Origin of the sequence: Belnapia mucosa (genome assembly GCF_016775475.1) — a bacterium.
Lineage (GTDB): Bacteria > Pseudomonadota > Alphaproteobacteria > Acetobacterales > Acetobacteraceae > Belnapia > Belnapia mucosa.
Genome location: NZ_JAEUXJ010000002.1, coordinates 712,664 through 737,670 on the forward strand (window position 1 = coordinate 712,664; position 25,007 = coordinate 737,670).

Genomic DNA, 25,007 nt, shown 5'->3' on the forward strand with positions numbered 1-25,007 from the left:
CATGCCTCGGCCGCGCGCCGCCATCGTCGGGCTGGCCGGCACGACGCTGAGCCCGGAGGAGGCGGCGCTGTTCCGTGCTGCCCCGCCGCTCGGCGTCATCCTCTTCGCCCGCAATGTCGTCGATCCGGCGCAGCTCCGCGCCCTCAACGCCCAGATCCGGGAGTTGCTGGGCGAGGCGGCGCCGATCCTGGTGGACCAGGAAGGCGGCCGGGTCGCCCGGCTGAAGCCGCCCCACTGGCCGGAATTCCCGCCCGCTGCCCGGTTCGAGGGGCGGCCGGAGGATGGCGCCCGCGCCAATGCCGCCCTGCAGGGCCTGTTCTGCCGCGATGCCGGCTTCGACGTGGTCTGCGCCCCGGTGCTCGACCTCCGCCTGCCCGGCGCGCATGGGATCATCGGCGACCGCGCCTTCAGCGCCGATCCGGCCGAGGTGGCGCGGCTCGGCACCGCCTGGGCCGAGGGCTTGCAGGTCGCCGGCTGCATCCCGGTGGTGAAGCATGTCCCCGGCCATGGCCGCGCCATGGTGGACAGCCATCTCGACCTGCCGCGCGTCTCCGCCCCGCGGAATGCCCTGGCCGAGGATTGCGGCCCCTTCGCCGCCCTGGCCCGTCTGCCCGCCTGGGCGATGACGGCGCATATCGTCTATGAGGCGCTGGATGCCGAACGGCCGGCGACCCTCTCGCCCACCATCATCGGCCGGGTCATCCGCAAGGCGATCGGCTTCCAGGGCATCCTGGTCAGCGACGACCTCTGCATGAAGGCCCTGCGCGGGGAGCCGGGGGCGCTGGCGGTCGAGGCAATCGGGGCCGGCTGCGACCTCGTCCTCCATTGCAACGGCGTCCTCGCCGAGACCGCCGACCTGCTGCGCGACTGCCCGACCCTTTCGGACTCGGCCGAGACGCGGCTGGCCGAGACGCGCGCGCGGGTGTTGGAAGCCTGGCAGCCGCTCGATGCCGCCACCCTGCTGGCGATCCGGGATGCCCAGCTCGCGGCCGCCGCGTGACGGAGTGGCTGCCGGAACTCCTCGTCTCGGTGCTGGCCTCGGTCCTGGCGATCACCCTGCATGAGGCGGCGCATGGCTATGCGGCGCTGGCGCTCGGCGATCCGACCGCGCGGCTGGCGGGGCGGCTGAGCCTCAACCCGCTGCGGCATGTCGATCCGGTGGGGACGGTGCTGCTGCCGGGGGTCCTGCTGCTCGGCCAGCTGCTGACCCTCGGTCGGGTGGAGTTCATGTTCGGCTGGGCCAAGCCGGTGCCGGTGAACCTGCTGAACCTCCGCAATCCCCGGCTCGGCATGGTGCTGGTGGCGGCCGCCGGGCCGGCGATGAATTTCGCCCTGGCCCTGCTGGCCGGGCTGCTGGTCCACCCCGTCGAGGCGATCGGTCCCTCCCTGCCGCCCGAGGTCATGCAGATCGGCTTTCGGTTCCTGGGCCTGTCTATCCTTGCGAATCTCGTGCTCGGCCTGTTCAACCTGTTGCCGATCCCGCCGCTGGATGGCGGGCGCATCGTCACCGGGCTGCTGCCGCGGGCCCTGGCGCTGCCCTATGCGCGGCTGGAGCGGTTCGGCATCCTGATCGTGCTCTTCGGCGTCTTCCTGCTGCCCCGCATCGCGGAGGGCTACGACCCGGTGGGCTGGGCGCTCCGGCATGTGGTGGCGCGCGCCTTTGACCTGGTGCTGCTCCTCTCCGGCAATGGGCCTGGGGCATGACCCAGCCGGTCCTGCATCTCCGGCTCGACGGGTTCGAGGGGCCGCTCGACCTGCTGCTCGACCTCGCCCGGTCGCAGAAGGTCGATCTAGAGAAGATCTCCATCATCGCCCTGGTGGACCAGTTCCTCGCGGTGTTAGAACAGGCGCGGCGGGTGCGGCTGGAACTGGCCGCCGACTGGCTCGTGATGGCCGCCTGGCTCGCCTGGCTGAAATCCCGCCTCCTGGTCCCTCAGGACCCCGAGGAGGAGGTGGATGCCGAGGCCCTGGCCGCGGCGCTGACCGACCGGCTGGCCGAGCTGGAGCGGATGCGCCTCGCCGCCGCCTGGCTGGCAGGCCGCCAGCAGCTGGGGCGGGAGGTCTTCGCCCGCGGCAGCGCCGAGCAGCTCCGCATCGAGGATCGCAGCGGCCTGAATGCCGATCTCCCGGCCCTGCTCCAGGCCTATGCCGCGGCGCGGCGTCGGGCGCTCGCCCGCCGGCCCTACCAGCCGAAGCACCGCAAGCTCTGGACCGTGCAGGATGCGCTGGCCCGGCTCGGCCGGCTGGTCGGGGCGCTGCCGGACTGGGCGGTGCTCAACCGCTTCCTGCCGGAGGGGCTGACCGACCCGGTCGAGCAGCGCGCGGCGCTGGCCAGCACCCTGATCGCGGCGCTGGAGACGGCGCGCGGCGGCGCCATCGAACTACGCCAGGAACGCGCCTTCGGCCCCATCCTGATCCGCCGCGCCGAGCCGGAAGAAGCCGTCCCCGATGTCCGAGCCGCCTGACCCCGCCGCCCCGCCCGAGGCCGCCCCGCCCGAGGTCGCCCCATCGGAGGCCCTGGCCCCCGAGGCAATCGTGCCCGAGGCACAAGCGCCCGAGCCCGCGCCCGATCCGGCGCTGTTTGCCCATGCGCTGCGGATCGCCGAAGCCTTGGTCTTCGCCAGCGACCGGCCGATCCCGGCCGCCCGCATCCAGCAGGCCCTGCCCGCCGGCGTCGATGCCGGGGCGGTGCTGACCGCGCTGCTGGCCGCGACCGCCGGCCGGCCGGTGGAGCTGGTGGAGGTCGCCGGCGGCTATGCCTTCCGCACTGCGGCCGATCTCGCCCCCGCCCTGACCAAGGTGGTGGAGGTGCCGCGCCGGCTGCCCCGGGCGGCGATGGAGACGCTGGCCATCATCGCCTACCACCAGCCGGTGACCCGGGCCGAGATCGAGGAGATCCGCGGCGCCTCGCTCTCCCAGACCACGCTCGAATCCCTGCTCGAGCTCGGGCTGATCGCGCCGCGTGGGCGGAAGGAGGTGCCGGGGCGGCCGAGCCTCTGGGGCACCACGCCCCGCTTCCTCGAGCAATTCGGGCTCCGCAGCCTCGGCGACCTGCCGCGGCGGGAGGAATTGGTCAGCGAGCCGGCGCCCGTCCTGCCGGCATGAGCCTGCGTCTGTCAGGCATCCGCCATGCCTATGGCGGGCGGGAGGTGCTGCGCGGCATCGGGCTGGAGGTGGGGCTCGGCGAGATTCTCTGCCTGCTCGGCCCCTCGGGCGATGGCAAGACCACGTTGCTGCGGCTGGTGGCGGGGCTGGAGCCCCTGCAGGCCGGGCGGATCGAGCTCGGCGGCCGGGTCCTGGCCGAGCCGGGGCGGGAGATGCCGCCCGAGGCGCGGCGGGTCGGCTTCGTCTTCCAGGATTATGCCCTCTTCCCGCATCTGACCGTGGCCGAGAATGTCGCCTTCGGCCTGCACCGCACCCAGCGCGGAGAGCGCGCCTGGCAGGTGGCGGAGGCCCTGGCGCGGGTCGGGCTGGAGACCCATGCGCGGGCCTATCCGCATATGCTCTCGGGCGGCCAGCAGCAGCGGGTGGCCCTGGCCCGGGCGCTCGCCCCGCGGCCGGAGGTGCTGCTGCTGGACGAGGCCTTCGCCAGCCTCGACGCCCGCCTCAGGGAGCAGGTGCGGGACGATACGCTGCATGTCCTGCAATCGGCCGGCATCCCCGCCCTGGTGGTGACCCATGACGCCGAGGAGGCGATGTTCCTCGCCGACCGCATCGCCCTGATGCGGGCGGGGCAGGTGGTCCAGCTCGGCACGCCGGAGGATCTCTATCTCCGCCCCGCCGAGCCCTTCGTCGCCACCTTCCTCGGCGAGGTGAACCGGCTGCCGGCCCGGCTGCGGGGGGAGGTGGTGGAGACCGCGCTCGGCCCGCTGCCGCGCCCCGCGGGCTGCACCCTGCCCGATGGCCCGGCCGAGCTGCTGCTGCGGCCGGAGGGGTTGCGCGTCGGCATCCCAGGTGGCGTCCCCGGGGGCGTCCTGGCCGAGGTGGAGGCGAGCCGGCTGCTGGGTGCCACCACCCTGGTTCATCTCACCCTGCCGGATGGGGCGGGTGGGGTGCTGCATCTGCACGCGCGGCTGCCGCCCGGGGCGCCGCTGCGGCGTGGACAAGGCGTGACGGTTGCGTTGGATGCCGAACGCGCCTTCGTATTTCCCCGCCCCGCACCCTAGATTGGCGGCAAGAGCCTATCCTGCTAACGGAGGCAGCCGCGCTTGGCTGCGGCCGCCCTGGAGAGACGATGTTCGACCTTGCCTGGTCCGAGATTGCCCTGATCGGCGTGGTGGCGCTTGTCGTCATCGGCCCGAAGGACCTGCCGGAAGCGATCCGCGGCGTGGCCCGCGGCATCGCCAAGCTGCGCCGCATGGCCAGCGAGTTCCAGGGCCAGGCCGATGAGCTGGTGCGCGAGGCGAATCTCGACGAGGTGCGGCAGTCCATCAATGAGATCCGCCGCTTCAACGTCCGCGACGAGATCACCCGGGCGGTGGACAAGGACGGCTCGATCCGGAAAACCTTCACCGAGGACCCGCTGAAGCCGAGCTATACGCCGCCGCCCGCGACCCCGGCCGCCGCGCCGGTGCCGGAAAGCTTCGGCCCGCCGGCCCCGCTCGCGCCCGAGCCGCCGCGCCCGGCGGCCCCCGCCTTCATCCCGCCCAGCGCCGTGCCGGCCGCCCCGGCCCCGCAGGCGGCCGCTACCCAGCCCGCCGCGCCGGCCTTCGTGCCGCCGGCCGAGCCGGCCCCGACCCCACCGACCCAGCAGAGCTGAGCACCCGCACCCGTGCCCCGCGACCCCGAAGATATCATCGACGACAAGCCGATGCCGCTGCTCGACCACCTGATGGAGCTGCGCACGCGGCTCCTCTGGTCGGTCGGCGCCTTCGCCATCGCCTTCGCCGTCTGCTACTACTTCTCCGCGCAGATCTACGGCTTCCTCGCCCGGCCGCTGGCCGACATCCTGCAGCACCAGGGTGGCGGCGAGCGGCGGATGATCTTCACCGCCCTCTACGAGGCCTTCTTCACCTATCTGAAGGTCGCCTTCTTCGGCGCGGTCTTCTTCAGCTTCCCGGTCTGGGCGACGCAGCTCTGGCTCTTCGTCGCGCCAGGCCTCTACCGCAGCGAGAAGCGGGCGATCACGCCCTTCCTCGTCGCCTCGCCCTTCCTCTTCGTCATGGGCGCTGCGCTGGCCTACTACTTCATCTTCCCGCTCGCCTGGCACTTCTTCATCACCTTCGAGACGCCGCCGGGCGAAGGCTCGCTGCCGATCCAGCTCGAGGCCAAGGTCAGCGAATACCTGTCGCTGGTCATGCAGATGATTCTCGCCTTCGGCATCGCCTTCCAGCTGCCGGTGCTGCTGACGCTGCTCTGCCGGGTCGGCATCCTCAGCGTGGAGAGCCTGAAGAAGGGCCGCCGCTACGCCATTGTCGGGATGTTCGTGTTCGCCGCAGTGATCACGCCGCCCGACGTCATCAGCCAGATCGGCCTCGCCGTGCCGATGATCGCTCTCTACGAGATCTCGATCCTCGCCGCGACCTGGATGGGGCGGAAGAAGGACGGCGGGACGAAGAGCTGAGCCATGCACGATATCCGCGCCATCCGCACCGACCCGGCGGCCTTCGACGCCGCCATGGCCCGCCGTGGGGTAGCCCCGGTCAGTGCCGAATTGCTCGCCCTCGACGCCGCGCGGCGCGATCAGGTGACCCGCCAGCAGGAGGCGCTGGCCCGCCGCAATGAGCTGGCGAAGCAGATCGGCATGCTGAAGCGCAAAGGTGAGGACACCGCCGCGCTGGAAGACGAGGCCCGCGAGCTGCGCCAATTCCTTGAGGCCTTCGAGACCCAGCGCTTCGAGATCGATGACCGGCTCGCCACCCTGCCCAACATCCTCGACGCGGATGTGCCGGACGGCCGCGACGAATCCGACAATGTCGTGCTGCACCAGCAGGGCGAGCCGCCGCGGCCGAACTTCGCCCCAAAGCAGCATTTCGAGCTCGGCGAGGCCCTTGGCCTGATGGATTTCGCCGCCGCGACCAAGCTCGCCGGCGCGCGCTTCACCGTCCTCCGCGGCGCGCTCGCGCGGCTGGAACGTGCCCTCGGCCAGTGGATGCTGACCCTCCATACGGAGCAGCATGGCTATACCGAGACGGCGGTGCCCTACCTCGTCAATGCCGCCAGCATGTATGGCACCGGCCAGCTTCCCAAATTCGAGGAAGACCTCTTCAAGACCACGGATGGCCGCTACCTCATCCCCACCGCCGAGGTGCCGCTGACCAATCTGGTGCGCGAGGAGATCGTGCCCGAGGCGGCGCTGCCCTTCCGCTACACCGCCCTCTCGCCCAGCTTCCGCTCCGAGGCCGGCAGCGCCGGGCGCGACACCCGCGGCATGTTGCGCCAGCACCAATTCCACAAGGTGGAGATGGTCTCCGTCACCCGCCCGCAGGACAGCACCGAGGAGCATGAGCGGATGACGCGCTGCGCCGAGCGCGTGCTGACCGATCTGGGCCTCACCTGGCGCCGCATCGTGCTCTGCGCCGGCGATACCGGCTTCGGTGCCGCCAAGACCTATGACCTCGAGGTCTGGCTGCCGGGGCAGGGCGCCTGGCGGGAGATTTCCTCCTGCTCCAATTGCCGGGACTTCCAGGCCCGCCGCATGAATGCGCGGATGAAGCCGAGCGAGGGGAAGGGCAATCTCTTCCTCCATACGCTGAACGGCAGCGGCGTCGCGGTCGGCCGGGCGCTGATCGCGGTGATGGAGACGCACCAGCAGGCGGATGGCAGCATCCAGGTGCCGGCGGTGCTGCAACCCTGGATGGGCGGGATCGAGCGGATCGGCTGAAGCCGGTCGGATTGGTCTGGCGAGACCTATTCGTCCCGGGTGAGCCGGCCGGCTTGCCGATGCAACCGCCATTGGCGGCGCCGTCCTCCTGCCCAGGGTAAACAATCCTTTCTCCCACCGGTACGGGGCGCCGCTCCTTGAGCCGGGCCGGCAACAAGGGCTTATGCCGCTGCGGCGGGACCGCGGGCTGTGCGCCTGATATGGGACATCACGCGAACGGAGGCGACGAGCGCCCCCGGGCTTGGGCATGATGGCGCGTCAGAGGAGGCAGTCCCATGTCGGACAGTGACGACAGGCGGCGGCACGCTGCGGCTGAGGCCCGGCGGGAGCGGGCGGAGGCAGGACGCGATCTTGCCGAAAGCCGTCGCGCTGAAACACAGGGGTTGCACGGTGCCGCCGAGGCAGGTCGGGTGGCCGCGGAAGAGCAGCGGCAGGTCGCCGAGGAGGGGCGGCTTACCGCCGAGGAGATGCGGGACGCGGCCGAGATCGCCCGCTTCGCGCTGGATCTGGCCCGCGCCGCGGCCGAGGATGCGCGGGCCGCGCGCGAAGAGGCACGGACCGCACGTGAAGAGATAAGCCGGTTGGCCGAGGCAGTCCTGAACGCCGCGGAGCGGAAACGCGATGTCGAGGCGCGGTTGTCCTCCGCGGCCGAGGCCGGACGCAGGGCGGATGGCGCTGCGCGCAGGTCAGCGCGGATGCGGCCTTGAGGCCCGGTAGCCCCGATGGAACCGGCTGAAACCGCCTTGTCCATGGCCGAACGCCACGTCCGGGAAGGCGAAGCCCGCGTCGCCCGGCAGGAAAGGCTCATCGCCAATTTGGAACGCGACAACCATCCGGAGCGGGCGATTGTCGGCAGGCAGGTGCTGGCAAACCTCCGCTGGTCCCAGGAACTGTCCCGGGGCCACCTGGAGCGTCTGCGCGGCACGGCTGGGTAGGCCCTAGGCACCCAGGCCGTCACCGGGCGGAAACGCCGGTGCGGGCTCACGGCGAGCGAATTGCTCCGGTCCGGTGACTCCCCCTGATTGGAGTTTGCTCTAGGCCTTCGCCGTCATGCGGCGCGGCACAGCCATGTCGGCGGCGTTGACGCTGTGTGGCTACTCAGCCTCCGGCTCGCCGGTGCGGCGGGCGCGATTGAAATTCAACCTCGCCGACGCGTCCGCACTGGCTTGCGGGCTGCTCATGGTCGGCTATGCCGGCGGGGTCAAGGCGGGCATTGCGCTGCCGCCGGTGCCGGCGCTGGCGGCCCCTGCAAAAGGATAGGGCCGACCGCGCCAGGGCGTGAGCGCCTGGGTGCGACAATCGGTCCTGGAATGTCGAACCACAACGGATTGCGCTCAGCCCTGATCGCTATCCGTTGCGGATCGGGTGTCCCCGCGCGGTTCTACCCGCCCCCCTCGCCGCGCAGCGTCCAGAGCACGCCGAGGCCCACGAAGTAGAGCAGGAGCGCTGCGAGCGAGTCCCATCCCATGCGCAGCACCGTGCGGTCGCGCCGCTCGATGACCCCGGCCATGAACACCGTCGTCAGCACCAGGCCGAGCAGTGCGCCGAAGGCGGAGAAGGCGCCGACCCGCGACAGCACCGGCCCGCCCGGCGCCAGGAGGTCGATGACGAAGACCAACGCCGCGTTGAAAAGGTTGGTCCCGAAGATGTCGCCGAGCGCCATCTCGTAACGCCGCAGCCGCACCGCGCCGACCATGGTGCTGATCTCGGGCAGGGAGGTGGCGACTGCCAGGACGGTGGCGCCGAAGAAGGCCGAGCCGAGACCGGTCTTCTCCGCCGCCGCGGAGCCCGTCTCGCTCAACAGGTAGCCGGCGACCAGGATGAGCAGCGCGGCGAGCGTAGTGCGGAGCAGGAGGCCGGCCATGGACCGTCCGTCCGCTCCGCCCTTTTCCGTCCCCTCCTTTCCATCCTCCTCCTCGCCGGCTTGCTCGCCTTCCTCGGCGACGGCCGTCCACGGCATCCGCTGCTCATAGCCGGCGAGCGCCCAGATTGAGGCGAGGTAGCCCGCGACCAGCAGTGCGCTCCAGAGCCCGATCGGGCCGAGGTCGACATCGCCCGCGGTGACCGCACCGGCGACGAGGGCGAGCAGGATGATGTTCAATGCCGCCTGCAACATCACCACCGGCTTGACCACAACGGAGGTCAGCGCCTCCCGTCCGATCAGCGCGTCGGCCAGCGCCAGCAGCGCGACCTGCGCGGCGACGCTGCCGAGGAGGTTGTTGAGCGCGAGCACCGCCTCCCCAGCCAGCGCGGCGGTCACGGAGACAGCGACCTCGGGCAGCGAGGTGATGCCGCCAAGCAGCACGAGGCCGGCGAAGCCCTTGCCCATGCCGGCGCGATCGCTGATCGTGTCGACATAGCCGGCGAGGCGCGAGCCGGCCGCCCAGACCACCGCCGCACTCGCGGCGAAGACGGCGCCGAGCAGCCAGAGCGGCCATTCGCCGAAGGCGATCACTGGCCTCTCCTCAGGCGCAGGCCGGGACGAGGAGCACGGGCAGTGCTTCCCACAGGATCGCCAGGGCCGAGAGCAAGGCGATGGCGAGGGTGAGCCAGACCATGAAGCGCGGCTCGTTCTCGCCTTCCTGGCCGGACAGGCCGCCCTCGAGCCGCTGCCAGGCGCGCAGCCCAATCACCGCGACAGCCAGAAGCGCCAGCGCCGTCAACCCGAGTACCAGGGCCGGCACCAGGGGCAGGCCAAGCCAGCGCCCGCCCGCCAGGCCGCGGGCGCAGGCGACGGCGTTCGCTCCGTAGATCAGGCCGAAATGCGCGGCCCAGACGATCAGCCCCGCCAGCGCGGCCGGGATCGGGGAGAAGCCGGCGACCTGCATGCTTAGCCGCCCAGGCCGCGGGGGAAGAGGTGGGTCAGCGCCATGCCCGCCAGCGCCTGTACGACAGTGTAGGTCCAGAACAGGCGGACATTGTCGAAGGTAACGCGCCGCGTGGGGTCCAGCAGCCCGGCCCAGGCCCGTGCGGCCAAATAGAGCGCCATGACCAGCACCAAGGCGGCATGCAGCCCCTGCCAGAATTGGTTGGCGAAGACGGCGGCGCCGAAGCTGTGTGCGCCCGGCCGCAGTCCCGTCTCCCACAAGGCGGCGAGATCGGCGCCGAGGCCGGCCAGCAGCAGGCCGAGAGCGGCCAGCACCGCGACGGACATGGCGATGACATGGCCGCGTCGCAGCAGCCAATCCGCGACCCAGAGGAGCACAGCGCTTGCCGCAACCAGGGCAGCCCCGACGGCCGGCACGACAAGCTCCGGCAGCGCCGTGCCCGCCGGCGGCCAGGCGGCGTCGCCGTTCACCAGCCAGAGAAAGCCGTGGGTGAAGGCGAGGCAGGAGAAGGTGGTGCCGTCGACCAGCAGCAGCACCACCATCGCCCACCAACCGACGGCCCTGCTGTCGGTGACGTAGACCGGCAACCGGATCCCCCCGCCAATCGCCACGCTGTCGCGGACCGGGCCGAGGTCGGTGCCGGTCCAGAGCCACCAGAGCACCGCGGCGACGGCGACCGCGCCGAAGGCGGAGGCGATCCAGACCCATTCCACGGTGAGCGAGAGGAAGAACCCAGCCGTGCCGATAGCGGCGATCACATGAGCCCAGCCCGGACCGGGAATGATGGCGATGTATTGCGGCCGCGCCTCGATCGGGCTGGTGACGATCGTCTCGCGCAGTCCCGTCGCGGTGTTCGGCAGGAAGTGGCGGCCCGCCCGCACCTGCTCGGCGAGGTCTGGGTTGTCCCAGAGCGGCTCGCGGCTGTGGATGCGCGGGATGCTGCGCGCCGCATAGTTACCCTGCGGCAGCCATTCCAGGGTGCCGCCGTTGTAAGGATTGCCCTCCGCGCCGTTGGAGACGCGGAAGTTGCGCAACAGGTCGAGCGCCACCATCGCAACGCCGAGCGCGGCGACGACGGCACCGATGGTGGAAAGCATGTTCCACAGCTCGAGCCCCATCCCTTCCGGATAGGTCCAGACGCGCCGCGGCATGCCCATCAGCCCGCTGATATGCATGGGGAAAAAGGTCAGGTTGACGCCGATGAACAAGAGCCAGAAGGCGAAGGTGCCGAGCCGCTTCGACATGGTCTTCCCGCTGGCGGAGGGCGCCCAGTAGTAAAGCGCGGCCAGCAGCGGGAAGACCATGCCACCGATCAGCACGTAGTGCAGGTGCGCGACGACGAAGTAGGTATCGTGCGCCTGCCAATCGAAGGGCACCACCGCCACCATCACACCCGTGAGCCCTCCGAGGACGAAGATGAACAGGAAGCCGAGGATGAACAGCATCGGCACCTGGAGCCGTGGTCTCCCCGTGGCGATGGTGCCGATCCAGGCGAAGACCTGGATGCCTGTCGGCACCGAGACGGCGAAGGAGGCGGCCGAGAAGAAGGACAGCGAGAGCTGCGGGATCCCGGTGGCGTACATGTGGTGCACCCAGAGCCCGAAGCTGAGGAAGCCGGTGCCGAGAAGGGCCATCGCCACCAGCCCGTAGCCGACCAGCCGTGCCTGCACCATGGCCGGGATGATCATGGAAACCATGCCGGCCGCCGGCAGGAAGATGATGTAGACCTCGGGGTGGCCGAAGAACCAGAAGAGGTGCTGCCAGAGCAGCGGATCGCCGCCCCTTTCGGGGATGAAGAAGGGCCATCCGAAGGCGCGTTCCAGTTCCAGAAGGATGGTGCCCCAGATCACCGCCGGAAAGGCGAAGATGATCATTGCCGCGAAGACCAGCATGGCCCAGCAAAAGAGAGGCATGCGGTCGAGCGTCATGCCCGGTGCGCGATTCTTCAAGATGCCGACGACGATCTCGATGGCGCCAGCGATGGCCGAGATCTCGATGAAGCCGATGCCGAGCAGCCAGAAATCGGCGTTGATGCCGGGCGAGTACTCCTTGCTGGTCAGTGGCGGGTACATGAACCAGCCGCCGTTGGGCGCAGCGCCGTAGAAGATCGAGGAAAAGAAGACCAGTCCGCCGATGGCATAGGCCCAGAAGGCATAAGCAGAAAGGCGCGGGAAGGGCAGGTCGCGCGCCGCCAGCATAGCCGGCAGCAGGTAGACGCCCATCGCCTCCATTGCCGGCACGGCGAAAAGGAACATCATCATTGTGCCGTGCGTGGTGAAGAGCTGATTGTACAGCTCCGCCCCGACCAAGTCGTTCTGCGGCACCGCGAGCTGCGCACGCATGACCAGCGCCATGCACCCGGCCAGCACGAAGAACAGCAGCGCCGTGCCGAGGTAGAGCACCCCGATCCAGTTGTTGTTCACCACCGTCGGGAAGCGCCAGCCCCTTGGAGTCTGCCAGACGCGCTGCAGCGCTTCCAGTTCGCCCTCCGGCCGGGGCAATGGGTTGGGCAGCGGCGCGTCGGCGGAGAGCGGGTCTGGCGTGGGCAGGTCCTGCGTAGGCACCCCGGCCATTTTGTTCGGCAGGCTCATCGTAGGCTCTCCAGCCAGGCGGCGACGGCGCGCAGCTCCGGCCCGTCCAACACCGTATTGAAGGCTGGCATGCGGTTACCGGGCTTGATGTCCTGCGGCCCGGCGATCCAGCCGGCGAGCGTCGCCAGGTGGTTGTCAAGCGTGCCGGCGGCAAGGCTGAGGCGGCCGCCGAGCAGCGTCAGGTCCGGTCCGCTTCGGCCGGCCCAGGGCGTGCCGCGCACCGCGTGGCAGGCGCCGCAGCCGGCCTGGCCGAAGGCCTGCCAGCCTTGTGCGAGGAAGGGTTCCTCGGGCTTCGCCACCGGCGCGCGCAGGCGCTCCAGCCAGCGCTCGAACTCGGCCTCCTCCTCCGCTACGACGAAGAAGGCCATCAGCGCGTGCTGCGTGCCGCAGAACTCGGCGCACTGCCCGCGCAGCACGCCGGGGCGATCCAGGCTGAAGCGCCGCCGGTTCACCCGGCCTGGGATCATGTCGATCTTGCCATGGAGCGAGGGTACCCAAAAGCTATGGATCACGTCGCCGCTGTCCACCAGCAGTTCTACAGCGCGGCCGACGGGGATGTGGATCTCGTTGGCGGTGACCACCTCCCGGTCCGGATAGCGCACCTCCCACCAGTACTGCCGGCCGGTCACCTCGATCCGCAGCGGCGCCGGCTCGCCGAGGCCGAGCGCCGCGGCAACGCCGAGCGTGTGCACCAGCAACGCGCTCAAGACCAAAACGGGGAAGGCGACGCCGCCCGCCAGGATGGCGCGACGGGCGCCGAGCCTCCGTCGCACGCCCGGACCGCCGCCGAGAGCCAGGGCGAGCAGCAGCATGACGAGCAGGAAGATCGCCGCGCCGCCGAGGAAGAGCAGCCAGCTCAGCTCGGCAATCCGCGCCGCCTCCGGCCCCATGGGCGAGAGGACGGAGTGGTGCATCAGCGGGCCGGACGCGCCGCTGGCGTCGCGCCGGCGCGCAGCGAGAGACCGAGGCCAGCGACCGCGAAGGCGGCGAAAAGTAGCCCGCCCGGCACCCACATCAGCAATCCGCCAAGCTGCTGGTCCTCAAGCGGCGAGAGGCCCCAGGGCGCGGTGATGCCCGGCCCGTGCACCGAAAGGAAGAGCGGCCGCGGAGCGAGCGTCAGAAGGGCACCAAGCAGGCCCATCTGCACCGCGATCGCCAGCGCGGCGAGCGCCGCCGCATCCGGCCGCGCTACTACGCCGCGGCAGAGCGCTGCCCAAAACCAGAGCGCGGCGCCGAACAGCGTCGCGTGCATCGCCCAATAGGTAAGGTCGGCCGCGAAGCTGGCGGCGTAAGGCCCGGGCAGGTGCCAGGCCCAGAGCGCGAGGGCGAAGGCCGCCCCCGGCGCGCCGGGGCGCCAGACCTTGCCCCCCGTCCCCCAGATCCCATAAGCGAGCAGCGGCGCCGCCAGCAGGGTGAGCAGCATGTGCTGCGCGACCCGCGCCGAGAACAGCGCGACCGAGAGGTTGCAGAGCGGCGAGACCAGCGCAAGGGCCAGCACCGCCCAACCGAGCAGGGCCGCCGGCAGCCGCGCCGCGCCGCGCGCCCGCCAGGGCATCGCCAGCCCCGCGAGCAGCAGCGCCGAGATCAGCACCGGGTCGAGGTTCCAGGCAACATCGCCTGGCAGCGGCGGAGTGCCACAGTAGGGAATGGTCGGCATGGCGGGCGCTCCCGGCTGGCGCTCTCGGTCCTCGGCCTAACCGCCGCTCGCGCGCCGGGTTGCCTACCCGAAACCCTAATCCAGCCGGTACAGATAGGCGGCGACGTCGCGCAGTTCGCGTTCGGTCAGCGCAAAGCCGGGCATGACGGTGGCGGGCACGAGCGCCGGTGCCTCTCGGATCCAGCGGATCAGCATGGGCGCGCGATTCGGGAACTGCCCGGCAATGTAGCCCCGCCGCGCGAAGCCCGCGAGCGAGGGGCCAACCCGGCCGCGAGCGCCGCGTAGGCCCGGGATCTGGTGGCAGGCACCGCAGCCCTCGCGGGCGATAACGGCGCGGCCGAGCGCCGGGTCGCCCTCGACCAGCAGCCGGCTCTCGCCGACATCGCCCTCGTCGCAGGCGCCGAGCAGGGCGAGCAGCAGCAAGGCGGCCGGGCAGCGCATGTGCCTCACCGCTCCGCCAGGGCGGGCGCCGGCCCGGTCGGCGGGTCGGCGGCGTACCAGGCCGCGACCGCCTCGATCTCCTGCCGCCGCAGCGGCCAGAGATCCTCGCGCGCCGGCGGGCGGTCAGGGTCGATGCCGATCGCATGCGCCATGATGCGGGCGGTGGGCGCCTCGTGCTTGCCGCCACGCACACCGCGCATCCAGAGCTCGAGCTGGCCGGCAATGTAGCCGGGCACTTGGCCAGAGAGCCGCGGGTAGTAGGGGTGGACGCCCTCTGGCTTCGGACTGTGGCAGCCGGCGCAGGCGGCGATGCCGCGCTCCGGCAGCCCCTCGAGCGCGATGCGGCGGCCGAGGGCGAGGCTCGCCCCGGACGCCGGCTCCGGCGCGGCGAGCGCCGGGCCGCCCTGCCCGGCATAGTGCCGGGCGAGCAGGCGCATCTCCGCCTCGTTCAGCTCGGCGGCCACGGGCTGCATGATGCCGCTCGGCCGTGTGCCGAGGGCATAGGCCTGCAGCGCGGCGAAAAGGTAGTCCTCGGTCTGCCCCTGGAGCCGGGGGAAGGCGCCGGTCGGATCGCCTGCCCCGGCGGCGCCGTGGCAGCGGGCGCAGGCGGCGATGCCGTTGCCGACCGGGCCGTTCAGCAACAGCAGGTCGAGCCCCTCACCGGCGCCGGTCGTGGCCTCGGCCGTCTCGCCATGGGCAAGTTGCCGGTATCCGGGGACGTCCAGTTCCGGCAGGCGCTGCAGGAAGGCGACCACGGCCCAAACCTCGTCCTCCCGCGCCGGCGCGACCCAGGCAGGCATGCCGGCATACTTGATCCCGTGCTTGACAATCCAGAAAAGCTGGGCGGGCCCCCAGTCCGCGATCCGCGGAGCGAGGTAGGGCGGCTCTGGCAGCATGCGCCGGGTGATCGGGTTGCGCGCTTGCCCGGGCGCGCCGTGGCATGGGGAACACCCACCTTGGTAATGCCCGGCGCCGCGGCGGAGCAGCGCCGGATCCTCCAGGTTACTCGGCACGGAGATGCTTATGGTGTGGGTTTCGACCGACTGGCGCAGGCCATAGGCGAGGAAGTAGCGGAACAGCGGGTAATGGCCGGCCGTCGCCGCCACGCTGTAGAGGCCCGACCAGGCGAAGGCTAGCGCGCCGAAGCCGGCCGCCACCACCAGACCGAGAATCAGCCGCCAGTGCAGCAGGAGATGCTCAGCCAGGTCCCCGGCATCGTCGCGCAACTCAGCTAACATGCGATGCAGGCGCCAGCGCTCCTGCTCCGGCCGATCGGCTGGCCGTACACCGTCCTTTCCGGCACCGCCGCCCGGTGCGCGCCGCGTCTCCGTCTCCGTGGCCATGGCCATCCCGTCTGCCGGTCCGTCACGCAGCGCGGCAACCGCGCTCCCGGTTGCCTCGTACCACGATGCCGCGCGCCGACTGAGGTACGCGCTTGTTTCAAGGTGCCGTGTGCGACAAGGCCAAGGATCGAGCCCTGGACGATGAGCATGAACAGCGCCACGCCATAGGTCGCAGCCAGGATGCCCGGCGTCGCCGCGCTCTCGGGCAGCGACAGCGCCAGCACGACCAAGATACCGTCGTGCACCCAGGCCTTGGTCAGGGACGGAATGTTGCGAATAGAGAGCCAGCCGGCCCGAATGACCGGCGGCAGTCATCCAGGTATGACTGATATCTCCTCTCCGGCGGAGAGCAGGACGGTGCCCCCTGGATGGATGACGGTCACGGCGCCACGGTTTTCGGCATTTGAGCGGAGTGTGAGTATCGAGCCGGACCAAGCCAGCCGGAACGCCCCGAAGCGGCAGTGCAGGTCGAGCCGCACATGTCCCAGCGCTGCCGGCGGGGCTGGGTCCAGCATGATGGCGTCTTCCCTCACCCGGAAGCCGAGATAGTGCCGCTGCAGCACGTCGTAGATCCCGCCCATCGCGCCGAGATGGACGCCGTCCGCCGCAGCGGAAGCGTTCGACGGATCGCGCTCCGGGTGCATCGCCTCCTGGAACAGGCACCAGGAGGCATCGGGGTCGAGCCGCGCCAGTGCCCCCGCCCAGATGATACGCGACAGGCTCGAATCATGTGTCGTGCGCGCGAGATACCATGCAGCGGTGTGGCGGAGCTGGTCCGCACCGAGGTGGTAGCCCATTCGCCCGAGCACCTCCTCCAGCTCCCTGCCGGGCAGGAGATGCAGCAGCATGACTACATCGGCCTGCTTCACGGCCTGATAGGCATCCGCGGTTTCGCTCCGCGCCTCCAGCACCCAGTCCACACGCTGGCCTGGATGGGCTTCAGCCATGGCCTGCAAATCGAGCGGTTCTAGCCGGTCGAAGCCGTCGAACTGGGCCAGGACGCCGTTCTCATGAAAAGCGAGCCGCAGCCCTCGGGCGACCCGGTCCCAGAGTGCCGGCTCCTCGGTGCCGAGGCCGAGGTCATCCCGGATGATCTCGCGTTGCGCCGCCGGCAGGCGGTCCAGGACATCCTGCGCGCGGAACAGCGTCCAGGCAGCCATGACGTTCGTGTAGGCATTGTCGTCAATGCCTGGCGAGGCCGCGCCGGGGTAGGCGCCGTGATACTCGTCCGGCCCGACCACGCCCCGGATCCGCCAGCGGCCGGAGAGCGGGTCGAAGCGCGCCAGGCTGGCCCAGAACCGGGCGACTTCGATGATGACCGCGGCGCCGTGCTCGGCGAGGAAAGCTTCGTCGCCGGTCGCCAGCACGTAGTGCCAGATGTTGTAGGCGATGGCCGCGCCAATATGCCGCTGCAGCCGGGTGTGGTCGGGCATCCAGCGGCCGGAGAGCGGGTTGAGCTGGAGCTTCGGTGTCTCCTCGCGCCCGGTGGTGGCGCTGCGCCAGGGGAACATGGCGCCGCGCAGGCCATGCTGACGCGCCGCTGCGCGGGCCGTGTCCAGTCGGCGACATCGGTAGAGCAGCAGGGAACGCGCAAGGTCCGGAAAGCGCAAGCCGAGGAAGGGCAGGACGAAAATCTCGTCCCAGAAAATCTGGCCGTGATAGGCCTCCTGCCAGCCCCGGGCGGGCACGCCGGCACCGAGCGGCATGGCCTGTGGCGAGACGGTCTGCAGCAGGTGGAAGGCGCCGAGGCGGAGCGCGCGATCCAGATCGGGGCGCTCCGCCGCGAGAATGACGCCGTCCTGCAGCCGGCACCAAGCCTTGGCATGCGCCTCGCGCAGCGCCGGAAAGTCCGGCGCAGCGCGGATCGCCTCCCGCGCCGCACTGGCGGCATCCATGGCGGCCATGTCGGTACCAATGATGATGGCGGCCAGCTTCTCTACCACCAGCCCCGTCTCCGGCCCGACCTCACACAGCAGGTGCTCCTCCACCACCGTGCAGTCCTCCGCCGTCCACCGGGCGACCACCGTCCCACCCGCCAGGCGCGTGCGCGTGGCGACCGCAATGCCGGTGCCGGACCGCCGGCTTCGCGCCCGGAGCAGCAGGCCGTCCGCCCCGGCCTCGGTGCTGAGGATGTCGAGATGCCGACCGTCCAAGGGACGGAAGCGCGCCACCTTGGCGTTAACCACGCCGCCATCGATCGCCGAGCGAATCTCGACCCGTCCCGACCAACCCTCCGGCCGCACCTCCAAGCTCAGCGCCGCCAGTTCCGGTCGTGCCATGCTGACAAGGCGATGCTCTATGAGCCGCATGCGGCGGCCGCACCGGTCACGGAGGTCGATGTCACGAGTGACGATGCCCGCTATCATGTTGAGGCGGTGCCGGTATTCCAGGATTTCGGCATCGTCGAGCGAGAACCACGCGGCTTCGCCCTCGATGCGGAAGGTCAGAGGCAGCCAGTTCGGCAGGTTGACGAGAACCTCGCAGTCCAGCCGCTCGCCATTGACCTCCTGGTCGAGCGGGTCGTAGCAGCCGGCCCGGTAGGTGCCGGAATAGTGCGTGCCTTCGACCGAGGCCCAGGGCGCGGACGCGCGCACCAGCAGCATCCCGTTGCCCAGCGCCATCAACGACTCCCGCCGGGCCTCGTCGGCCGGGTCGTAGTGATCAAAGACGAGTTCAGAGGGCGAGAGCGACACGTCAGGACGACGGCAGGCGGCGCGCTCGTGGCATCAGCGCAGGCAGCAACGCCGTGACCCGGTCGCGCGTGGGATAGGCAGGTTGGGAGCCATAGGCCGTAACCGCGAGGCTGGAGGCAGCAACGGCTAAGCAGACCGCCTCCACGACTGGCCGCCGCTCCATCAGGGCGACGGCGAGCGCGCCGGCGAAGGCGTCGCCGGCGCCGGTGCTATCCACCGCCTCAACCGGCATGGGCGGCACATGCGTGCTGCCTTCCTGGTCCGTGACAACACAGCCACCGTCACCGAGCTTCGCGCAGGCGATGCCGATGCCGAGCGCCCGCATGCGCCGCCCGGCCTCTGCTGCCGCTCCCGGGTCTTTCACCGCAACACCTGTCAGCGCCTCCGCCTCGGACGGGTTGGGCGTGGCGGCGGTCACGCCCCGGAGCACCTCCCGCTCTACCCGGTGCGGCGGCGAGGGGTCGATGACCACCGGCAGGCCGCGCTTGCGCGCCGCGTCCACCACACGCGCCACCACCGCCGCCGGCACCTCGAAATCGGCGGCGAGCAGCGAGCCCTGCGGCGCTGCGGCGACGGCAGCAAGGACCGCCTCCAGGGCCACGTCGTCCCAGGTCTCGTTGGCGTTGCCGGCAAGAACGATGCTCTTCTTCCCGTCCGGCAGCACGGCAATCATCGAGACTGCCGTGGCCTGCCCCGGCGCCACGGAAACGCCGGCAACATCCACATCCAGCCTTCGCAAGGGCATGAGCGCCTGCTCGCGCAACTCGTCATCGCCGACGCGTCCGAACAACCGAGCAGAATGGCCGAGCCGCCGCGCCAGGACGGCGCGGTTCGCGGCCTTGCCACCACCGAGCCTGACAAAATCTGCAGCCGGCAGCGTGCTGCCGGTACCCGGTGCGCTTTTTACCCGCACCTGGAAGTCGGCATTGACGCTGCCGAGCGAAAGCAGGACGCGCTCGCTCACACCGGTATGCCGATACAGCTCAGGTGCGCGGCGTGGCTCGGCCGGGATGGCAGGCATGCGACAGGCATCGAAGTGGAATCCGTACGTGGAGGCAGCCGTTGCAGGCAACGTGCCGCCATCGGCGGAGTTCTGGGCGGGACAGCCGTCGTGCAGGAGAACCGCCGATGCCGGATCTTTTTGACCTCGTTGCCATCGGCACCGGTGTTGCCGCGAACGCCGTGGCCGAGCGGTGCCGGGCGGCTGGCTGGCGGGTCGTCATCGTCGACGAACGGGCGTTCGGTGGCACCTGCGCGTTGCGCGGCTGCGAGCCGAAGAAGACACTCTGGACCGTTGCCGAGGCTGCTGACCGCGCCCATCGCCTGACCGACATGGGCCTTGTCGGCGGCGACCGGGTGACGATCGACTGGCCATCACTCATGGCCTTCAAGCGCAGCTTCACCGATCCGGTGCCGGAGCGGCACGCCCGTGCCTATGCGAAGGCCGGGATTGAGGCCATCCAGGGATCGGCACGCTTCGTTGGACCAAACGCGGTGGAGGTCGCGGGGCGGCGGCTGGAGGCGAGGCACATCCTGATCGCCAGCGGCGCGAAACCCGCCGCGCCGCCCATCCAGGGTGCGGAGTTACTGGCCACCAGCGACGACTACCTCGCCCTGGAACGGCTGCCGCGGCGCCTGGTCATGCTGGGGGGCGGCTACATCTCCTTCGAGTGCGCCCATATTGCCGCGCGCGCCGGGGCAGAGGTGACCATCCTGCATGCCGATGACCGTCCGCTCGCCCATTTCGAACAGGACCTGGTGCGGCGGCTGGTCGAGCATTCGCGTCGCATCGGAATCGGGGTCGAACTGGGGTGCCGTGCTGCTGCGGTGGAGCGGGCGGGCGAAGGCTTCGTGGTGGCCGTCGAGGACGGGCGGCGATTCGAGGCCGATCTCGCGCTGCATGGGCTTGGCCGCGTGCCGAACCTGGAGGCGCTCGATCTCGTCAGCGGGAATGTCGCAGTGGAGAAGGGACGGCTGCGGCTGGACCGGCACCTTCGCAGCATCTCCAACCCGGCGGTCTTCGCTGCGGGCGACGCCGCAGGGCAGGGGCCGCAGCTCACGCCCGTCGCCTCGCTCGATGCCGATGTGGTCGCGCGCAACCTGCTGGAAGGGTGCACGCATGCCCCTGACTACACAGGCGTGACCAGTGTGGTCTTCGCCATCCCGCCGCTCGCCTCGGTCGGGCTGACGGAGGAGGCGGCACGCGGCCAGGGACTACGCTTCGAGGTGAAGCAGGGCGACATGGCCGGCTACCAGTCGGTACGCCGCACCGGCGAGCCCGCGGCGGCCTTCAAGCTGCTGCTGGAACCGGAGGGCGGCTGCGTGCTCGGTGCGCATTTGCTGGGCCCGCAGGCGGAGGAGGTGATCAACCTCTTCGCCCTCGCGGTTCGGCTGCGCTTGCCGGCACGAGACCTAGCCAGGATGCTCTCGGCTTATCCTTCGGGCGGATCGAACATCAGCAGCATGCTGGGTTGAGAGGATTACCATGGACGACCGTCAGGCTATCGGCATCGTGGGGCTCGGCCGCATCGGCGGCGGCCTGGCGCGGAATGCGCTCGGCAAGGGGATCCGCGTCGTGGGGCAGACGCGCAGCGGCGCACCGGAGGCCTTGCTGCAGGCGGGGCTCGAGGAGATCCGCGACGCGGCGGCATTCCGGGAGCGGCTGACACCGCCGCGGCGGGTGCTCCTGTATGTTCCGGCTGGGCCTGCGACGGAGAAGGTTCTCGATCAGGTCGCGGCGGCGCTGGAGCCGGGCGACGTGATCGCCGATGGCGGCAATTCCTACTGGGGCGATTCCATCCGCCGTCAGGCCCGGCTGGCCGAACGCGGCCTCCGCTTCGTCGATCTCGGCACCAGCGGCGGCATCTCCGGCGCCGGCGAGGGGGCCTGCTTCATGGCCGGCGGCGAGCGCGAGGCAGTGGCCGCGCTGGAGCCGGTGCTGCACGCCCTGGCGGTGGAGGGCGGCTATGTCCATGCCGGCCCGCCTGGGGCGGGCCATTTTGTCAAGCTGGTCCATAACGGGATCGAGTTCGGCATGCTGCAGGCCATCGCCGAAGGCTACGGCCTGCTACGCCGCTGGCATGCGTCGCTGGACATCCCTGGCACGGTGGAGTGCTGGCGCCACGGCTCGGTCGTGCGCTCCTGGCTCGTGGACCTGCTGGCCGAGGCATTGCATCGAGACCCTGGCCTCGGAAAGCCGTCCGCCTATATCGAGGATACCGGCGAGGTGAACTGGCTGGTGATGGACGCGATGCGCATGGAGGCGCCGATCCCGGTCATCGCGCAATCGGTCATGCAACTCTTCACCTCGCGCGGCGCATCGGAGGATGCGGCGAAGGCCATCGTGCAGATGCGCCACGGCTTCGGTGGCCACCCCTTCGGCCCCGAGAAGAGCGTGGCGGAGGAGCGGCAAGAGGGCCGGGTCGGCGACGTGTTCCGATCCGGCGAAGCCGGCTAACCTACGACGCGCAGCACGGTCTTGCCGCGAGGGTGGCTGCCCTCGAGGAAACGGTGCGCCTCGGCCACCTCGGCCACCTCGGCCAGCGGGAAGACCTGTTCCACCGCCGGGCGCACCTTGCCCGCCTCGATTAGCCCGGTGATCTCCCGCAACTGCGCGGCGTTCGGCTGCGCCATGTAGCCTGCAGCACGTGCGCGGTGCTGCCGGGCCTTCGCCTCATCGGGCGGGCCGAGCGTCGAGACCAGGATGCCGCCCTCCTTCAGCACAGCCCAGGAGCGCTCCTGCGTCTCACCCGAGATCAGGTCGAAGACGAGGTCCAGGTCACGCACCGCGTCCTCAAACCGCTCGGCCTTGTAGTCGATGGCCTGGTCGGCGCCGAGGCCACGGACGAAGTCGACGTCCTTGCCTGACGCGGTGGTGGCGACGAAGGCGCCGCGCGCCTTGGCGAACTGGATGGCGAAGTGGCCGACCCCGCCGGCGCCGCCATGGATCAGCACGCGCTGTCCGGCCTGCAGCCCGCCATGGTCGAACAGGCCCTGCCAGGCGGTGAGCCCGGCCAGCGGCACGGCGGCAGCCTGGACGGGGTCGAGGTTCCGGGGCGGTGCCGCTCCCTCGGTTGCCTTGACGACCACGTATTCGGCATAGCCGCCGCGGTCCCGGCCGAGTAGGGCGTAGATCGGGTCTCCCTTCCGCAGCATGTTGTGCGCCCGCGTACCGCAATTCTCGATGACGCCGCAAACATCGCGGCCGAGCACGACCGGAAGCTGCTCCTGCGTCACCGCCGGGTACTGGCCAGCGCGGGTCTTGTAGTCCACCGGGTTGACGCTCGCGGCGAGCACCCGGACCACGATCTCGTCGTCCTGTGCCTGCGGAATGGCGATGTCCTCCTGCACGAGCGCGTCCGGCCCGCCGAAGGAATGGATGCGGATCGCCTTCATGGTTTGCATGCTCTGGTCCTTGTCCGGGGCGATGTGGTAGCCGGGACAACGTCGCGCAGGCTGGGCGGATTGCCCGCAGCGGCAGCAGTACCGGCGCTGCGCACCACATCGTTGCGGCAAATGCGACCGCGTGTGGCAGTCCGTGGGTGCGTCGAACAGACGGGCGTCAGCGCACTGCCCTGACGGCCACGACCAAGCCGCTCCTCGGCAGGGCGGGCAGTGCCGCCGTGCTCACGCCCAGCTTCTGTGGCGGCACGTCATAATCGATGTCACGGGTCAGCACCCGCAGCATCGACTCCATGACCGCGATGGTCAGCCATTCGCCGGCACAGCGATGGTTGCTGTGGTGGTCGCCGCCGCCCTGGGGGATCATCGTGAAGGAATTGCCCAGCCATGCCAGGAACCGTTCGGGGCGGAATGATTCGGGGTCGTCCCAGGCGCGAACGTCGCGGTCGGTGCCGTAGAGGTCGAGGATGAAGCGGTCGCCCTTCAGGAACTGGTGGTCGCGCCAGGTGAAAGGCCGGCGGGCAATTCCCGCGACCGCGGGGAAGAAGGGGGCAAGCCGGCGGACTTCTTGGACGAAGGCATGCAGGTAGGCATCGTCGGTAGCGAGCCTCTCCCGTGATTCGGGGTGGCGGTGCAGGGCCAGCACCGCGAATGTCACGAAGCGGGCGATGGCCACGGTCGGGCGCAGGATGTTCAGCATCTCGACCGCGCCGATGCCGGGTGTCAGCAGTTCGCCATTCAGGTCGCGGTGCCAGGCAATGGCATGCGCCGCGCTGTCCTCCGGCGGCGTGGCGCGTCCGGCGCGCACATCCTCGATCAGGCACCGAAGGGTCGCCTCCGCGCCCCAGCGCCGCATGCGGGCGAGCCAGTTCGACGGTCCGGCGGTCCCGGCATGGTCGATCATGGCGCCAATCCGGCGCGTGAACCGGTCCGCTTCGGCTGCGTCCAGCCGCACTCCGGCCCAGGCCAGCACGGCCTGGCCCAGCACGGCGCGGAACTCGTCATGCAGCCGGACGGGCCCGCGCTCCGGCCAGAGGCGCGCGCGGGCACGCAATCCCTCGGCGGCGAGCCGCGCCATGGCGTCCAGCCGTCCGGGCGTCATCAGCGCCATGAACATGGCCTTGCGCCGCCGATGCGCCTCCGCGTCGAGTGTGGCGACGCTCCCCTGATCCTGGAGCAGGCGCAGAACAAAGCCTGGGAGGGCGCCGTTGCGGGTGAACCGGTCGGGTTCGTAGAACATCCGCGCGGCATCCTCCCCGCGCACGCAATAGAAACGCTGGCCGAGCAGCCGCGTCTCGAAGATGTCCGAGCCAAAGCGCTCGCATCGCTTGCGAACGAACTCGTAGCCGTCGGCGAGGAAGGCCAGTGAACTGTCGATCGGCTTGTCCCGGGGGATGGAAGGCATGACGACTCCTCTCTGGGTGCTCAAGGCGGGCTGGCGGTGGCGAGGACCGCGCGGTCGAGCTCCGCGACCGAACGGCAGCCCGCCAGCCCGAGCGTGAGGTCGAGTTCGGCAGCGAGATTCTCGATCACTTCGCGGACACCCCGCTCGCCCGCCAGCGCGAGGCCGTAGATGTAGGGGCGGCCGATGAGGACGGCCTTGGCGCCGAGGCACATGGCCTTGATGACGTCCGAGCCGGTGCGTACGCCGCTGTCGAACAGGACCGGCACACGGCCGTCCACCGTCGCGGCCACGCCGGGGAGTGCGTCGAGTGCCGCGACCGCGCCATCCACCTGCCGACCGCCGTGGTTCGAGACGATGATGCCGTCCACGCCGGCGTCCAGGGCGCGGCGGGCGTCGTCCGGGTGAAGAATCCCCTTCAGCAGGATCGGCAGTCGCGTGCGCTCGCGCAGGAAGGGCAGGTCGTCCCAGCTCAGATCCGGGCGGGAATAGATCGCCAGAAAGCGGCGCACCGCCGCCACCGCCTCGCCGGATGCGATGGCCTGGAACGGTCTGCTGGGCCAAGACCGGATCAACTCGATGGCCGACCCGATCGCCCCGAGACTCGTCCGGATATGTGGATGCTCCTCCTCGCCAGCTGACATGGTATTGAATACCGGGTCGGACAGATAGTTGGCGATGCCGCGGCCGCGAAGGAATGGCAGGTAACTACGCTCCAGGTCACGGAGACGCCAACCCAGCTCGGTAGTGTCTAGAGCAGCATCCGATCATTCGGGCTCATAGCCTGCGGCGGTGAAGTAGCTTCGGCATTCGTTTGGAGTGAACTGC

24 protein-coding genes and 1 pseudogene are annotated in these 25,007 nt (G+C 70.4%); 13 read left to right on the plus strand and 12 right to left on the minus strand.

Annotated elements, in window-relative coordinates:
* The first annotated feature begins 1 nt into the window (after window position 1).
* From nagZ to JMJ55_RS08040, 11 genes are all read left to right on the plus strand, one after another.
* Entirely contained in the window at window positions 2–1,000 is a 999-nt protein-coding gene (nagZ, locus tag JMJ55_RS07990) for a beta-N-acetylhexosaminidase (protein ID WP_202824968.1), read from the plus strand.
* The gene (locus JMJ55_RS07995; RefSeq protein WP_202824969.1) at window positions 997–1,704 is read left to right on the plus strand and encodes a site-2 protease family protein; all 708 of its coding nucleotides are present in this window, start codon (window positions 997–999) and stop codon (window positions 1,702–1,704) included. Before nagZ ends, JMJ55_RS07995 begins: the two co-directional genes overlap by 4 nt.
* A complete protein-coding gene (locus tag JMJ55_RS08000) occupies window positions 1,701–2,465 on the plus strand; it encodes a segregation and condensation protein A (RefSeq protein ID WP_202824970.1) in 765 nt (254 codons plus the stop codon). Before JMJ55_RS07995 ends, JMJ55_RS08000 begins: the two co-directional genes overlap by 4 nt.
* Window positions 2,449–3,105 carry an SMC-Scp complex subunit ScpB gene (gene scpB, locus JMJ55_RS08005; protein ID WP_202824971.1) on the plus strand — a complete coding sequence of 219 codons (657 nt, stop codon included), beginning with the start codon at window positions 2,449–2,451 and terminating at the stop codon, window positions 3,103–3,105. The genes JMJ55_RS08000 and scpB overlap by 17 nt, the downstream gene beginning before the upstream one ends.
* On the plus strand, window positions 3,102–4,166 hold the full coding sequence (locus tag JMJ55_RS08010) for an ABC transporter ATP-binding protein (protein ID WP_202824972.1): 1,065 nt from the start codon (window positions 3,102–3,104) through the stop codon (window positions 4,164–4,166). Before scpB ends, JMJ55_RS08010 begins: the two co-directional genes overlap by 4 nt.
* Window positions 4,167–4,234: 68 nt before the next feature.
* A complete protein-coding gene (gene tatB, locus JMJ55_RS08015) occupies window positions 4,235–4,759 on the plus strand; it encodes a Sec-independent protein translocase protein TatB (RefSeq protein ID WP_202824973.1) in 525 nt (174 codons plus the stop codon).
* Between the two features lie 12 nt (window positions 4,760–4,771).
* The gene (gene tatC, locus JMJ55_RS08020; protein ID WP_328702584.1) at window positions 4,772–5,563 is read left to right on the plus strand and encodes a twin-arginine translocase subunit TatC; all 792 of its coding nucleotides are present in this window, start codon (window positions 4,772–4,774) and stop codon (window positions 5,561–5,563) included.
* Between the two features lie 3 nt (window positions 5,564–5,566).
* Window positions 5,567–6,823 (plus strand): serine--tRNA ligase, encoded by a 1,257-nt coding sequence (gene serS, locus JMJ55_RS08025; RefSeq protein WP_202824974.1) that lies wholly within the window; start codon window positions 5,567–5,569, stop codon window positions 6,821–6,823.
* Between the two features lie 275 nt (window positions 6,824–7,098).
* Window positions 7,099–7,530 (plus strand): hypothetical protein, encoded by a 432-nt coding sequence (locus tag JMJ55_RS08030; protein WP_202824975.1) that lies wholly within the window; start codon window positions 7,099–7,101, stop codon window positions 7,528–7,530.
* Window positions 7,531–7,572: 42 nt separating this feature from the next.
* Window positions 7,573–7,758, plus strand: a complete 186-nt coding sequence (locus JMJ55_RS08035) for a hypothetical protein (RefSeq protein ID WP_236033470.1) — start codon at window positions 7,573–7,575, stop codon at window positions 7,756–7,758.
* 115 nt (window positions 7,759–7,873) lie between these two features.
* The gene (locus JMJ55_RS08040; protein WP_202824977.1) at window positions 7,874–8,083 is read left to right on the plus strand and encodes a hypothetical protein; all 210 of its coding nucleotides are present in this window, start codon (window positions 7,874–7,876) and stop codon (window positions 8,081–8,083) included.
* Between the two features lie 121 nt (window positions 8,084–8,204).
* Here the strand turns inward: JMJ55_RS08040 and JMJ55_RS08045 are convergent, their stop codons facing one another.
* The 9 genes from JMJ55_RS08045 to JMJ55_RS08085 all read right to left on the minus strand — a co-directional run bounded on the left by JMJ55_RS08045 (window position 8,205) and on the right by JMJ55_RS08085 (window position 19,340).
* Complete coding sequence (locus JMJ55_RS08045; protein ID WP_328702585.1) at window positions 8,205–9,278, minus strand: sodium:calcium antiporter; 1,074 nt, start codon at window positions 9,276–9,278, stop codon at window positions 8,205–8,207.
* Between the two features lie 10 nt (window positions 9,279–9,288).
* The gene (locus JMJ55_RS08050) at window positions 9,289–9,651 is read right to left on the minus strand and encodes a hypothetical protein (protein ID WP_202824978.1); all 363 of its coding nucleotides are present in this window, start codon (window positions 9,649–9,651) and stop codon (window positions 9,289–9,291) included.
* A 2-nt stretch (window positions 9,652–9,653) separates the two neighbouring features.
* Window positions 9,654–12,242: a cytochrome c oxidase subunit I gene (gene ctaD / locus JMJ55_RS08055; RefSeq protein WP_236033471.1), complete on the minus strand. Its 2,589-nt coding sequence runs from the start codon at window positions 12,240–12,242 to the stop codon at window positions 9,654–9,656.
* Window positions 12,239–13,156 carry a cytochrome c oxidase subunit II gene (locus JMJ55_RS08060; RefSeq protein ID WP_202824979.1) on the minus strand — a complete coding sequence of 306 codons (918 nt, stop codon included), beginning with the start codon at window positions 13,154–13,156 and terminating at the stop codon, window positions 12,239–12,241. Before JMJ55_RS08060 ends, ctaD begins: the two co-directional genes overlap by 4 nt.
* On the minus strand, window positions 13,156–13,899 hold the full coding sequence (locus tag JMJ55_RS08065) for a cytochrome c oxidase assembly protein (RefSeq protein WP_202824980.1): 744 nt from the start codon (window positions 13,897–13,899) through the stop codon (window positions 13,156–13,158). Before JMJ55_RS08065 ends, JMJ55_RS08060 begins: the two co-directional genes overlap by 1 nt.
* 75 nt (window positions 13,900–13,974) lie before the next feature.
* The gene (locus tag JMJ55_RS08070) at window positions 13,975–14,340 is read right to left on the minus strand and encodes a c-type cytochrome (protein ID WP_202824981.1); all 366 of its coding nucleotides are present in this window, start codon (window positions 14,338–14,340) and stop codon (window positions 13,975–13,977) included.
* A gap of 5 nt (window positions 14,341–14,345) precedes the next feature.
* The gene (locus JMJ55_RS08075; protein ID WP_202824982.1) at window positions 14,346–15,683 is read right to left on the minus strand and encodes a c-type cytochrome; all 1,338 of its coding nucleotides are present in this window, start codon (window positions 15,681–15,683) and stop codon (window positions 14,346–14,348) included.
* A 311-nt stretch (window positions 15,684–15,994) separates the two neighbouring features.
* Window positions 15,995–18,376, minus strand: coding sequence for a glycoside hydrolase family 65 protein (locus JMJ55_RS08080; protein ID WP_202824983.1), 2,382 nt, complete (start codon window positions 18,374–18,376; stop codon window positions 15,995–15,997).
* Between the two features lies 1 nt (window position 18,377).
* Window positions 18,378–19,340, minus strand: coding sequence for a PfkB family carbohydrate kinase (locus JMJ55_RS08085; protein ID WP_202824984.1), 963 nt, complete (start codon window positions 19,338–19,340; stop codon window positions 18,378–18,380).
* A gap of 164 nt (window positions 19,341–19,504) precedes the next feature.
* Between JMJ55_RS08085 and JMJ55_RS08090 the strand changes: the two genes are divergently transcribed.
* Entirely contained in the window at window positions 19,505–20,851 is a 1,347-nt protein-coding gene (locus tag JMJ55_RS08090; RefSeq protein ID WP_202824985.1) for a dihydrolipoyl dehydrogenase family protein, read from the plus strand.
* 10 nt (window positions 20,852–20,861) lie between these two features.
* On the plus strand, window positions 20,862–21,833 hold the full coding sequence (locus tag JMJ55_RS08095) for an NADP-dependent phosphogluconate dehydrogenase (RefSeq protein ID WP_202824986.1): 972 nt from the start codon (window positions 20,862–20,864) through the stop codon (window positions 21,831–21,833).
* Here the strand turns inward: JMJ55_RS08095 and JMJ55_RS08100 are convergent.
* The 3 genes and pseudogenes from JMJ55_RS08100 to JMJ55_RS08110 form a co-directional block, all read right to left on the minus strand.
* A complete protein-coding gene (locus tag JMJ55_RS08100; protein ID WP_202824987.1) occupies window positions 21,830–22,780 on the minus strand; it encodes an NADP-dependent oxidoreductase in 951 nt (316 codons plus the stop codon). The genes JMJ55_RS08095 and JMJ55_RS08100 overlap by 4 nt on opposite strands.
* A 157-nt stretch (window positions 22,781–22,937) precedes the next feature.
* Window positions 22,938–24,182 carry a cytochrome P450 gene (locus JMJ55_RS08105; protein WP_202824988.1) on the minus strand — a complete coding sequence of 415 codons (1,245 nt, stop codon included), beginning with the start codon at window positions 24,180–24,182 and terminating at the stop codon, window positions 22,938–22,940.
* Between the two features lie 20 nt (window positions 24,183–24,202).
* Window positions 24,203–24,922: pseudogene (locus JMJ55_RS08110) on the minus strand (alpha-hydroxy-acid oxidizing protein); the annotation flags it as partial.
* Between the last annotated feature and the right edge of the window lie 85 nt (window positions 24,923–25,007).